General features: G+C 35.9%; 10 protein-coding genes and 1 pseudogene. 1 reads left to right on the top strand and 10 read right to left on the bottom strand.

The genetic code is table 11. The features are described from left to right. The 5 genes from Xind_RS10230 to Xind_RS10210 form a co-directional block, all read right to left on the bottom strand. Positions 1–1,434 carry a phosphomannomutase gene (locus Xind_RS10230; RefSeq protein WP_187650006.1) on the bottom strand — a complete coding sequence of 478 codons (1,434 nt, stop codon included), beginning with the start codon at positions 1,432–1,434 and terminating at the stop codon, positions 1–3. Next, complete coding sequence (locus Xind_RS10225) at positions 1,427–2,863, bottom strand: mannose-1-phosphate guanylyltransferase/mannose-6-phosphate isomerase (protein WP_187650005.1); 1,437 nt, start codon at positions 2,861–2,863, stop codon at positions 1,427–1,429. Before Xind_RS10225 ends, Xind_RS10230 begins: the two co-directional genes overlap by 8 nt. 16 nt (positions 2,864–2,879) lie before the next feature. Continuing rightward, the gene (locus tag Xind_RS10220; protein WP_187650004.1) at positions 2,880–4,046 is read right to left on the bottom strand and encodes a glycosyltransferase family 4 protein; all 1,167 of its coding nucleotides are present in this window, start codon (positions 4,044–4,046) and stop codon (positions 2,880–2,882) included. Continuing rightward, complete coding sequence (locus Xind_RS10215) at positions 4,030–5,040, bottom strand: glycosyltransferase family 4 protein (RefSeq protein WP_187650003.1); 1,011 nt, start codon at positions 5,038–5,040, stop codon at positions 4,030–4,032. The genes Xind_RS10220 and Xind_RS10215 overlap by 17 nt, the downstream gene beginning before the upstream one ends. Before the next feature lie 79 nt (positions 5,041–5,119). Next, a complete protein-coding gene (locus Xind_RS10210; RefSeq protein ID WP_187650002.1) occupies positions 5,120–6,157 on the bottom strand; it encodes an IS630 family transposase in 1,038 nt (345 codons plus the stop codon). Positions 6,158–6,259: 102 nt separating this feature from the next. Here Xind_RS10210 and Xind_RS10205 point away from each other — a divergent pair. Beyond that, a protein-coding gene (locus Xind_RS10205; protein ID WP_476756467.1) for an IS1 family transposase occupies positions 6,260–7,023 on the top strand; the annotation gives its coding sequence in 2 pieces (ribosomal slippage) (positions 6,260–6,503 and positions 6,503–7,023; 765 coding nt in all). A 194-nt stretch (positions 7,024–7,217) separates the two neighbouring features. Here Xind_RS10205 and Xind_RS10200 read toward each other — a convergent pair. The 5 genes and pseudogenes from Xind_RS10200 to Xind_RS10180 form a co-directional block, all read right to left on the bottom strand. Beyond that, positions 7,218–8,447 carry an O-antigen ligase family protein gene (locus Xind_RS10200; RefSeq protein WP_187650001.1) on the bottom strand — a complete coding sequence of 410 codons (1,230 nt, stop codon included), beginning with the start codon at positions 8,445–8,447 and terminating at the stop codon, positions 7,218–7,220. Positions 8,448–8,972: 525 nt separating this feature from the next. Beyond that, a pseudogene (locus Xind_RS10195) lies at positions 8,973–9,242 on the bottom strand (DUF4277 domain-containing protein); the annotation flags it as partial. A 412-nt stretch (positions 9,243–9,654) separates the two neighbouring features. Beyond that, positions 9,655–10,656 carry a glycosyltransferase family 2 protein gene (locus tag Xind_RS10190; protein ID WP_187650000.1) on the bottom strand — a complete coding sequence of 334 codons (1,002 nt, stop codon included), beginning with the start codon at positions 10,654–10,656 and terminating at the stop codon, positions 9,655–9,657. After that, complete coding sequence (locus tag Xind_RS10185; protein ID WP_187649999.1) at positions 10,653–11,942, bottom strand: MATE family efflux transporter; 1,290 nt, start codon at positions 11,940–11,942, stop codon at positions 10,653–10,655. Before Xind_RS10185 ends, Xind_RS10190 begins: the two co-directional genes overlap by 4 nt. Positions 11,943–11,993: 51 nt before the next feature. Further along, on the bottom strand, positions 11,994–12,887 hold the full coding sequence (locus Xind_RS10180; RefSeq protein WP_187649998.1) for an SDR family oxidoreductase: 894 nt from the start codon (positions 12,885–12,887) through the stop codon (positions 11,994–11,996). Positions 12,888–12,899 lie beyond the last annotated feature (12 nt).

The raw sequence follows: 12,899 nt of genomic DNA, 5'->3' as shown, positions 1-12,899 counted from the left end.
TTATTTTTGCGTCGCAAGTGTATATAAGCAAGTTTTAACAATTTCTTTTGCTTTGTTTATATCATCAGCCTCAACATAGCAACGTAGCTCAGGTGCATTACCGGATGGTCTCAGATGAACAATGGTGTTGTTACTAAGAGTCATCCTTAAACCATCAGTGAGATTAATATGAAGAATTTGATGGTTACCTAACCCTAATAAAGTCAATAGCTGTTTCGGATCCTTAATCCCCTTATTTAAAAGTTCCTTACTTAATATCGTTGGAAATTCTTTAAGTCTGTCAGAATGGGTATAACGTGAAGGTAGTGCATTTACTAGTGAAGAAATTCCTTTATCTTTACTTGAATTCAATACGATAAGTGCGGGTAAAAGCGCATCACGAGTGGGTAAAGCGGTCAATTTACTGCCTTCTACATCAATATCACTACCGAGTAAGAAGCCACCATTAGCCTCAAAACCAGCAATACGTTTAAATTGATGTGAAAGGGAGGCAAATTCGGCAATAACATAGGGGGAGCCGATTTTAGTTGAGACAACATCAATGAAGCGACCACAACTCTGTACTACGCTGTTGCAGCTCACAGGAACAGCCAGGGCTTCAATATCTAATGCATCAGCACATAGTAATCCAAGTATGTCACCCCTCAGCCATTCTCCGTGTTCATCTGCCAGTAGTGGGCGATCTCCATCACCGTCGGTAGAGAAGATAGCGTCCAGATCAAATTCTTCTGACCAGTTTTTAGCTTTGAGCCTATCTTCTTCTGTTACAGCTTCTGTATCAATAGGAACAAATTCATCGGTACGTTCAAGCGAAATAACTTCTGCTCCTAGTGATTTGAAGAGAGGAACATAAAGATCACGCCCAGCACTGGAGTGTTCATAAATACCTATACGTTTCCCTGTCAGCCGATTTGCGGAAAACAGAGAATGATAGCGATTTATATAGGCTTCTGCTGCATCTGGTAAGACGGACAGAGTTGTCATTTCAGTAAGTGGTTCAAAAATAACCTCGGCTGATAGGATAGCCATTTCATCGTCCTTAGAAATTTCTCCATCAGGCCGATAAAACTTGAGTCCATTACGGTCAAAAGGAATATGGCTACCAGTAACCATGATGCACGGCATTCCATCTTGCATTGCTTTATAGGCAAGTGCAGGTGTAGGGACCACACCATAATAAATGGGCTCAACGCCAGCTTGTCGGAGGGCAGTTGCACAAGCTACCGCTATGTCAGGACTGCTCGGACGATTATCGATCGCTAGTGCAATCTGAGAAGTTGCGTATCGCTTTTGCATTACGGATATAAAAGCATGAGTAAAAGCCGCACATGCATCTGGAATGAAATCAACAACCAGGCCACGGGCTCCGCTAGTACCAAACGCGATACCACTACCAGAAATAACTTCTCGACTATTTAGCTTCTTATTATTCATTTTCTTCTATTTCTACTCTGCCATAACGATCACTGAGACGAACGATATCATCTCCTCCAAGGTAAGCGCCCGATTGGATTTCTATTACTTCCAGCGGAACCTTACCAGGATTTTCCAGAGTATGTACAACCCCTACTGGTATATAGGTAGATTCATTCTCGGTAACCAAATAGGAGTTATTTCCTTGAGTCACCCGCGCTGTTCCTGCCACAACAATCCAATGTTCAGCACGGTGGTGATGCATTTGGGTAGATAAGCTTTCACCTGGCCTAACAGTAATTCGTTTAACTTGATAACGTTTCCCTTTATCTATGGAGTCGTATTTACCCCAAGGGCGATAAACCTCCCGATGCAAACGATGTTCGGAACGATCAGCTTTTTTCAGACTCTCAACAATCTTTTTAACATGTTGAACCTGAGTTTTATCTACAACCAGAATGGCATCTTTGGTCTGAACCACGACCAGATTTTTTACACCAACAAGACTGACAAGGCTGTTTTCAGAATAAACGTAATTATCGTTGCTATTGTGTTGTAGAACATCACCTTTAAATACATTGCCATCGTCGTCTTTTTCCGAGATATCCCACAAAGACGACCATGAACCGACATCAGACCAGCCAGCAGAAAGTGGAATAACTATTGCGTCATCAGTTTTTTCCATCACGGCATAGTCAACTGATTCGCTCGGACAGACAAGAAATGCTGATTTGTCTACCCGGACAAAGTCGAGATCGGGATTGATGGTTCCTACTGCGGTTACACAGGCTGAATAAATATCAGGGCGGAACGTTTTAAGTTCTTGAAGAAAGCGACTGGCGCGAAACAGAAACATGCCACTGTTCCAGTAATATTCACCACTTTGTAAATACTGTTCTGCGGTAATAGCATCTGGTTTTTCAACAAATTGAGCTACGGTAAAAGCGTCTTCTTGCTTAACTCCACGCTGAATATATCCATATCCAGTTTCTGCATGGGTAGGTACTATGCCGAAAGTGACCAATTTACCTGCGGTTGCATAGGGAATTGCTTGCTGTACTACCTTTGTAAAAGCTTCTTCATCCCGAATTATATGATCTGCTGCCAGAACTAATAACAGAGGATCTTCATCATTGTTCACGGTTTGAAGCGCTGTGAGTGCTGCCAAAGCAATTGCTGGAGCTGTATTACGTCCTGTTGGTTCAAGGATGATATTGTGGGCTAGTTTATCTAAATGTCTCAATTGTTCGGCGACCAGAAAACGATGATCTTCGTTACAAATGACTAAAGGGGATTCTGTCGATAGACACCTTAAGCGCTGCACAGTTGTTTGCAGCATGGTGAGCTCACCATCAAGTTTAAGAAATTGTTTTGGATATAACTCACGAGAAAGTGGCCATAACCGACTGCCGGAACCACCAGCCATGATGACGGGAACAACTGAATTCATAAAATATCTCAAGTAATTAATAATGAATTTGCTTTTTGGTTTGAAATTCTTGCCACTTATCTTCGACAAAGGAAGCAAATTCCTGAGCAAACCTTGCTTCTGAAAAACGTTCAGCATTTTTACGGCAGAATTGGGGATGGAACTGCTTAATATTACTTTCAAAGTGTTCTATTGTTGAGCAAAGTGATTCCACGTCCTGTTTTTCAAAAAATAACCCCGTTGGTTCTCGACTCCCTAATGGGCGAACTGTTTCGAGAGCGCCCCCTTTACCAAAAGCGATGATAGGGGTTCCACAAGCTTGTGCTTCAACAGGTGTGATCCCAAAGTCTTCTTCCGCAGCGAAGACAAATGCCTTGGCTCGTTGCATATGAGATTTAAGTTTTTCAAACGGCTGATAACCTAGTAAAGTAATATTGGAGTGTCCATCAGCTAATGTAGCAATCCGTTTATATTCACTGCCATCACCTATCACAATAAGCTTTTTATCCGGCATCTTGGCGAAGGCTTCAACGATCAGATCCATCTTCTTATAAGGCACCATGCGTGAAGCCGTGAAATAGAAATCTTCTTTTTGTTCAACACAGGGGAAATTTTCTACAGCAACAGGTGGATAGATAACAGTTGCATCACGACCATAAACTTTTTTGATTCTTCTAGCGATAAAATGAGAATTCGCAACAAAATGGTCAACACCATTGGCTGTACGATAATCCCACAGCCGTAATTTATGTAACAGCCATTTAGTCATCCATCCCTTGAGTCCTTTATTGAGACCTGACTCTCTTAAATATTGGTGTTGTAGATCCCAAGCATAACGCATTGGGGAGTGGACATAGCTAATATGTAGTTGATCAGGGCCTGTTAATACTCCTTTAGCAACTGCATGGGAGCTTGAAATCACTATATCGTCATGAGAAACATCAAGTTGTTCGATTGCCAAGGGCATTAGTGGTAAATATTTCTGATAATGCTTCTTTGCGCCTGGGAGTTTTTGAATAAAAGTAGTTGTTGGGTGAATATTATTAAAATGACCACGTTGAGAATCAGTTAAAAAGTCAACAACAGAATACATATTAGCAGTAGGATATAAGTTTAATATGGCTGAAGATACCTGCTCAGAGCCTGCATAACTTTGTAGCCATTCATGAACCAAGGCTATTTTTTTTTCATTTAACTTGTTCATTAGCTACTTGCTCCAAAACTTGTTGAACCCGTTCCGCAACTTTATCCCATGTAAACATCTTTGCCCTAGATAGACCTCGTTCAATCAATATACTTCTTAAATCCTTATCTGTGACTAACTGATTAATTCCATCAGCCATATCATCAAGTGAGTAGGGATCAACCAACAATGCAGCATCACCAGCAACTTCAGGTAAAGAGGTAACATTTGAGGTTAATACTGGTGTTCCACATGCCATTGCTTCTAGGATTGGAAGGCCAAATCCTTCATAAAGGGAAGGAAATAAGAGTCCTAATGCCCCTCGATAAAAGGAAGGTAGATCTTTATCATCGACAAAACCGTGGAAAACGATTCTTTCTGATAGATTGAATTCATAAATCAAACTTATTAATTCGTTAGTGGGATTACCTGTAAATAATAATTTGATTTCTGGATTAATATTACTTTTGGAGAAGGACTTAATAAGTGCTGATTCGTTTTTATGAAGTTTTCTGTTGCTGACACATAGCAGGTAGGGACCCCCTAGGTTAAATGGTTCTACTTCTATATTAAAAGATTTATCAACACCATTTCCGACGTTAATAACTTTATTTTCTGGTACACCGCTCCATTCTATGATTCTCTTTTTAGAATACTCTGATACTGTTAGTATCTTATTGCTATTAAAACATCCTCTTTTAATTATTAGATTATAAAATGCCTTTTTTAAAAAACTGCTATTTTCTTCACGATCCAAATGATTCAGATCATGGATAGTAAAAACAAAATTACATTTTGAGAATAACGGGGGAATATATCCTGGGCAAAAGGCGATATCATTTTTAGAAAACCCCATAAACTTAATAGATAGTAGCAGAGATGAGAGAGGGCTTGAAGGTTTACATTTGATACTATAAATTCCATCCCATTTTTTTATTTTATATATTTCTTCTGAAAATCGACCTATTCCCCCCATTGTGAGCCATGATTGGTCGAAAAATATTTTTTTATGCATTAGGTGTTACCATCACATGTGAATATTTATTCTTCATTTTTAATGAGGAATCTGATAGGGAAAGAGCTACTATACGCAATTAACTTGAAGATGCGGGTTTTAAAATCTGGAAGTTATCAGTCAACCGAGTGGTGAGTTCTTTCGCTTTTTCTGGCAATGTGACATGAAAAAAGTGACGCAGCGTTTCACGGAATGTTTTGGTATCCGGGAAATAGACATTGTTTCGTACCTGCTCATTCACATACTTCCATAATCGCTCAATCGGGTTGAGGTTAGGGCTGTAAGGCGGCAAGTAGTGCAACTCAATATTCAAAACCTCAGCAAAAAATTGAACGACTTCGGAACGGTGATAACCCGCACCAGCCAGAATAATGTGGATTTTTTGCGAAAGTGGGTAGGTTTCCCGGATTGAGCCGAAAAAAAGGACGACATTTTTCGCGTTAATCGTCGGATATTCACGAACAATAGTCTCTTCAATCCGTTGTAAATTAAGGGCACCCATGATGTTGAGTCGAATACGACTGCCCGTGGTTTTAACCACTTTGACGTGCTTCCGCCCGCTCTTCATCCAGCCATCACTTAATTTTGTGGACTGGGTCGGGTGAACCGCATCAATAAACAAAATAGGCGCATTCTGGCCACATTCTTCTTTCAGCGCGTTGTAGGTCTCAATAAACTGTTGCTGTTTATCCGCCTCAAATTTGTGCGGAGCACCCATTGGCTTCTTGTCGCTGATACCCTGACGGTGAAGCCATTTCGTCATTCCTGCGACAGTGAAAGTCACCTGCCATCGTACCCGAATATAGGCCACAATTTGTGCGGTAGTGTGCATCAAATTTGCCATCAGATACGCAACTAATTCTGTCGTTTGTTCGGCAGACAAACGGCTTTCAGAGCCCCCATTTTCAGGGGCGAGTTTTTCCTCAGAGAAGTAATCTTTCAGATGGCGACTCACCGTACTTTCATGGATCCGCAAAGCCTGAGCAATCAGCTGGGCCGTCCAGCCTTCTGAGGCCAAAAGCACGGCCTTGATGCGGTCACGTACTCGTCCATCGCGAGTCGTATCATGCATCAATTTGAGGGCTTCTTTTTGGGCATCTGTCAGATTAATTTTCATGGGCGCGATCCTGCTCTGATATGAATGAAAAATCAAGTATCTTCGGTCGTGGCTCTAAAGCGTGAATTTGATATTCTTGTGTTTTTTTAGTGGAACCCACATGTGACTGTCAAGATAGAAGTTGTTTGCCGATATTGCGGTCAAACCGAACCTGTACGTAAACACGGGACAGGTAAAGCAGGCTTCCCGCGCTATTATTGCAAGGATTGCCGGAAAACCTTTCAACTTAACTATCGTTACAATGGCCATAAACCTGACATGAAAGAGAAAATTGTTGATATGGCAATGAATGGCTCTGGTGTGAGAGACACTGGCCGCGTTTTAGGTGTCGGTATCAATACGGTAATACGCACTTTAAAAAACTCTCGCCAAAACAAGTAACAACGAGACAGGCCGTTTACGAAGATGTGACTCTCATCTGTGAATTAGATGAACAATGGTCTTTTGTGGGCAACAAAAAACAACGCCATTGGCTTTGGTATGCGTTTGATACAAAAAGAAAACAGGTCATAGCCCATGTATTCGGTCCGCGAACCGATGCAACCTGCCGCAAATTGCTCGACTTACTGACCCCTTTTAGCATTCGTTTCATCACGACGGATGACTGGGGGAGTTACACCCGAGAAATTGAGTCTGAAAAGCATTTAGTGGGAAAAATTTTTACTCAACGCATTGAGCGGCATAATCTCAATCTGCGTATTCATATCAAACGATTGGCAAGAAAAACAATTTGTTATTCACGTTCGATAGAAGTCCACGAAAAGCTGATTGGTGCATATATTGAAAAAACATCATTACAACGCTTTGGAGTCATGACCGTATCTTCAATGACGGCGGGTATACAATCCAAAAATATGGCTTCGTGATACATTATTCAAAATTCAGTATGAAAATTATTGCAAGTAACAAATATATAGTTTTAGTATTGTGAGTCTTAAGAGAACAACTAAATACACAATTGTCATCAGTTAAATAATTTATAGTGGGAAAATAATTTGTGTTTAAATACACTCACTCGCGGGAGTAGTTATCAGTGCTATCGATGTTTTAATATAATTATTTATTGTTTTATCAGTGATGGATTTTTATTTACATTATCTTTATATTTTATTGTCATGTAAAACCCGAGATAAACCCAAGGATAAAACATATATAATTGAGCACCTAAAATGAATGGAATAAAAAATAAAGCAATAAATATAACACCAATAATATCAAATCTAAACAGCCTAGCTATTATGAAGATAAATCCTAAAAAACCAAAAATTCCATTTTCTATCAGAAGAGTTAACATCCCTCCCAAACCTGTCAAATCCCATCCTTCAACTTCTGGAAATTCACTGCGATATTTTGCGTCATTTCTTACTAACGAATAAGCTCCTAAGCCAACTCCTATTATTGGATTATCCGCAAAAATCTTAGGTCCTATATATGATGCAGCTATTCTTCCCATGACAAAACTATTGTCATCATGTCTTTCTTTTAATATTTCTCTATAATTATTTATGTCTGCTATATAATTGTAAGCTACTTTATAAATTGTATATGATGATACTAACAAGCTAAATACTATAAAAAAAGAAAATTTTATAAAGTTTCTTGGTATTAAAAAGCTTCTAAGAATTTTGTTTTTCATCATGAAATAAACAGTTAAGAAAACTGAAAGAGATACTATTCCAGATTTTGATTGTGCTAATCCCATAATTAATGAGAATGTTAGTATATATATAATCCTCCTGTTTCCAATCAGCTCTAAAAAAAACAATGTACTTATGAAAAGACCATAAGGACCACCTTCTACATAAAAGCCCTTCAGTCTATGCATTGTCCCATAACTAACAAAGTCAGTACCTATGGCTATGTCAACACAAAAGATAATAAGTATTAATAATGATAAGTAAAAGTTATAACTGATGAATTTTGATATAAGTGAGCGTCCACTTTCCTTTTTATTCGTAACTAAATTCATTATTACTATTGCACTTGAAATGCAAAGCATTATTTCTATAAATCTAGCTAATGATATAATATACTTTGATTTTAATCCGCTATAATTTGAATATGCAGATGTTGGATAAAATGCAGCAATAAAAGAAAGGGATAATAGGAAAGTAAAAAATACTATCAGTGGAATGAACTCCTTATGGGATTTACGTATTATCAATGGAAAAATAAATAAAATGAGTAACTCCCATAATTTCAAAACCCCAATAGTAACATCTGTAAATTGACTTCCAATTGCATAAATAAAAATTACAAATGATGAGTATTTAATAGAGAGTACACTCATTTCAGATAATCCTGTAAATTTATTAGGTAGCTGTTCACTAGCACCCTTTTGATAAACTATATTTTTACTATTAACCAAGTAGGGAAATATATCGACTAAGCTGCATATTTGATAAGCATCGAGTTGAAATAACTGATGACTCGTTCTGGTCGGTGTTGTAACTTTCACATACAAGAACGTATCCGTTTTTTCGTTTTTTTATATTCAGCATTGCTGAGCTTCTGCGTATCATTCCTTTTACATCTCAGTTCTGGTATTCAATTGAGGATTATCTTTTTAAATGAGCACGATTATCTGAAATTACATCTGATTGCTTATATTCATTTAGCATGAATCTTTGTTGGTGTATTGAGCTTAAAAAAGCAAAATATTTACACAAAGAAACATATTTATTAGGACCAAGCAGTCGTTGTATAATCCTCATTAGGAAATTTATTTTTCTTGCTTTCTTAGATTCGCATAATAATTTCCCCAATATGTCCAGAAGTTCATGGTGGTACGATTGCATCCCTGTGACCATCCTATGTTATTGAAATTCAAAAATACTATGCCTGGACCAATTAAACGGCCAAGTGGTTTATGCTTGAAAAAGCCGGAAAACATGTGGAGCGTTCGGCTGTGAAAACCTAACCCGTTGAGGAGCCTTGCCAGAAAAACATCACCATGGGAGACGGCATGGCCAGAATATTTGGGTATCATGGCATCAATCATACGGGGTAAACCGATTTCATGGCAAAAAGCCGCAATAAGACTAAGGTGATCAAGGCGTTTGATGACGGGCTCAGGCATAGACATGTTTATTTTCCGGTAAATAAAAATAATAGATCAAAACTTGAGATCACTGTCAATCTCATCAATAGAACAAGTGTTAAAAAAAGATGAAGATCACACTCTTTTTAAATTAGAAATTGGGTGCGGAATGAGGGTTATATTATTGCATTGATATTAAATGCATTTTATTTTTCTGTGTGTAATTTAAATACATGTATAAAGACACCATATTAATATCTATAAGGCTCCATTGTCTGAAGTATATTTTCTTTTCTAAAGAGAAAGGCAGTGTTTTCAAATGATAGAATAATAAAATAAGAGAAAAAATAGCCTCATAATATTTTACGTTATTATTCCCGACGCTATGTCAATACTAATAAAAAATTATTTTGTCTATTAGCTAAATTATTTTAATAAACGGGAATCACTATAATATTTATAATTTAATCTTTCGTATAAAGGACTTGAGTTTGCCAGAATTTTTTAAATATCTAGCAAGCCCTCCCCAAAGAAATATAAATTCTGTCAAAAATTTACTATATCCCATTTCTTCATAATAATATAATAAATGTCGTTTATCTTCTTGATTACCATAACAAGCCATTGCTAATGATGTATATAACCAAGGTCTTTCTCTTAGTAATACACCATGCAACGCTTGAGTTATCGAGCAGGATTCTGTATAAAGATCATTAGATAATTTCAAATAACCTATAAAATCTATTTTAATTCTTTTTGCCATACCTGAACTTACAAAAAAATCATTATCACCTCTGCACAAAACTAGGGGAGAAGATATATATTTTAATATAGTTCCTTTATGATTAAGAATTCTAAGAAGAATATAAACATGTGAATATGCTGTACCTACATAGCTTTCGTCGAATTTAATTGCATTCCATCTGTTTCTCTTCACTATAATAGAGCTCAAATAGCTAAAAACTCCACCAATAGATTGGCAATGGTTAAAATAATTTACTAATTCATCATCTCCATTAATCACAAATGTAGAGGTATCACATAACAACCACTTTCGATGAGGATTTCTAACAACTTTCATAGAAATATCCATCTCTTTCCGATCGCAAAGGTAAATGTCATATCCTTTTGAAAGCAATACTTGTATCGAGGAAAGCGCCTCATTCGCAAGAATATCATCACTTCCGAATATCCAGCAATAATCGCCAGTTCCCATATTTACAGCTGAAAGAAAGTTTCTATCTGGTCCAATATTTTCATGGTGACGGTGATAATGTATTGGTATATTAAATTTTTTTCGCCAATTCGTAATCATCTTATCGGTCCCATCAGTAGATGCATTATCTGAGATGCATATCTCTATGTCTAAAGAATGATTTAATTGATTTGCTATACTTTCTATCAATGGCTCTAAATATTCCGCTCTGTTATAAGTCGGAATGCAGAATGATACTTTCATGCGTTTTTTACCTGTTTTATTTTATTTTTGTAAGCTAAAGGAAGTCCCCAAAAGACAGTAAGCAGAAACGAAAAAATTAATCCTAGTAAGATTCCATTTATACCTAAATTTTTGGATAAATACCATTGAGATAATATGCTAATTCCGGCTTGAAATGGAACAAAAAACCATAATATTTTAAGATGATTCATGCTTTGAAGGAGCATTGCGTAGGTATCAGTCCATACTCTAATACAAAAATATATTGCTAGTAATATTAATACTTCGAAGCTTAGAGCATAATTAATTTCTTTTGCTATAAGGTTGAATATTTTGGCTTTGAATAAATAAATAAACGTTGTGCTTAAGCATATAAATATAATACCGAAAACAATATTTATAATTATTATTTTATTTAGTCGTTTCCATTCGCATTTTACTCTTAGTTCAGCACATACTGGCCATAATGCCTGTAACACAGCACTATAAATAAAAAAAACAAGAGAAAATATTTTCATCATTATCGTATATTTGACAATGTCAGATGGACTTAATCTCTGTGATATGACAATATAGTCTACTTGTAATACTAGCATTGATAAAAATGCAAAAAAAAGAAACCCAATGGATCTCTTAGTAATTATAACGTAATATTTTACGTCAACTTTAACATGAGATATTTTAGCATATCTATATATAAGATAACACAGGGAGATAGCTCCTACGGGAGCATAAAGAGCCATTAAAGCTCCACTAACATTTGTATATATACCATATTTTAGGATAAATACGACACTTAATAGTCCTAGAATATATGAAATTGCATTATATATATTTGCTTTCCATCCTAAGAATTCAGAAAATAATATTTTGTAAGAAACAGTTCCTATACCAATTATACTAAATATTACACTTGCTATAAAAAAAGAATTTCTATTTTCATGATCTATTATAGTACCAAATGAAGATAAATAAAGTGAAGACAGAAAATCTGATGAGATATAAAAAAATAGTATAAAAAATATTAGAGATAAGACAACAAGTTGTATTGATGCTTTAATGAGTCCATCATAGCTCTCTTTATTTACCCTTGATTCTGATATATAATTCTGGAGGCTATTTCCAACGCCAAGATCAACAAGAGTACACCATGCTAATAGTCCAGTAAGTAGACTAAATACAGCATATTTATCTTCACCTAATAAGGGTATCAAATAAGAAATGCTAATGATTTGAACGCCGGCGATAATTATTTTAGAAAGCCATGAGGAGCTTGCTACAATAAGATGGTTTGGTATTTTTAGCAATTTTAAAGCCTGTTTAATTTAGAATAATATTTTTCTGTTAATAACTAATAGTCATACTATGCCAACCATAGCCTTTATGCCTTTTTTATAATCAAACTTAGGATGCCAACCTAATGCAGATAATGAAGAGATATCTGCAAATGAATCCATTATTTCATTATCACGATGAGGTAATACACCATATTTTATTTGAGTATTAGTATAAGGAAAACACTCTTTCATACATTCTATGAAATCTTTCATAAAAACAGAGTATCCTAATCCTACTTGATATTCAGAGTATATAGGCAAACATTTTGATTCTAATATTGTGATAAAAGCATCAACAACATCGGATACATAAATAAAATCTCGCCGTTGCATTCCATCAGTGCATTTTATTTCTTTATGATTTTTCTTAAAGGCATCTAAAATAAATGGAATAAATTTTCCTTGACTATCTCCAGGGCCATAAATATGTTCTAGCCTCATATTAATAAATGAAAATCCATATTTATTAGATAATAATTTACCCCATTCATTTAAATGTTGTTTGGTTATTATATAAGGACGCATATATTGATAATTAAAATGCGGCTTTGAAAAATAGCTATCAGTATTAATGAATAAAGGTATGTTATTTTTAATTATAACTTCAAGTAATTGAAGAGGTTTTATTACATTTCCATTCTCAATTTCAATAAAATTATCTAGCTCACGCCCATATACAGTTGCTAAATGGATTACAGCCAAAAAGTCGGAATTTTTTTTGTGGTATTTAATAACATCCTCAATTTCTTGCCATTCACACCAAATTAGTTGTGAGCTTCTGCATAATGGTTTGTTAATTTTAGAACGAGTAATTGCAATGACAGAAATATTTTGATTTAATAAAGAGTTAATTAAATGAGAGCCTATAAATCCACTACCTCCACTTAATATAACTGTTTTTGATTTTTCTACCATTGCGATTTACCT

Source organism: Xenorhabdus indica, from assembly GCF_014467235.1.
Lineage (GTDB): Bacteria > Pseudomonadota > Gammaproteobacteria > Enterobacterales > Enterobacteriaceae > Xenorhabdus > Xenorhabdus indica.
This window is presented reverse-complemented; position numbering and strand designations above follow the sequence as displayed.

What these genes read in the sequence shown, in the direction of transcription:
- Xind_RS10230 (WP_187650006.1), bottom strand. Translation starts at nt 1,434, where the DNA reads ATGAATAATAAGAAGCTAAATAGTCGAGAAGTTATTTCTGGTAGTGGT.
- Xind_RS10200 (WP_187650001.1), bottom strand. Translation starts at nt 8,447, where the DNA reads ATGAGTGTACTCTCTATTAAATACTCATCATTTGTAATTTTTATTTAT.
- Xind_RS10215 (WP_187650003.1), bottom strand. Translation starts at nt 5,040, where the DNA reads ATGCATAAAAAAATATTTTTCGACCAATCATGGCTCACAATGGGGGGA.
- Xind_RS10220 (WP_187650004.1), bottom strand. Translation starts at nt 4,046, where the DNA reads ATGAACAAGTTAAATGAAAAAAAAATAGCCTTGGTTCATGAATGGCTA.
- Xind_RS10180 (WP_187649998.1), bottom strand. Translation starts at nt 12,887, where the DNA reads ATGGTAGAAAAATCAAAAACAGTTATATTAAGTGGAGGTAGTGGATTT.
- Xind_RS10210 (WP_187650002.1), bottom strand. Translation starts at nt 6,157, where the DNA reads ATGAAAATTAATCTGACAGATGCCCAAAAAGAAGCCCTCAAATTGATG.
- Xind_RS10225 (WP_187650005.1), bottom strand. Translation starts at nt 2,863, where the DNA reads ATGAATTCAGTTGTTCCCGTCATCATGGCTGGTGGTTCCGGCAGTCGG.
- Xind_RS10190 (WP_187650000.1), bottom strand. Translation starts at nt 10,656, where the DNA reads ATGAAAGTATCATTCTGCATTCCGACTTATAACAGAGCGGAATATTTA.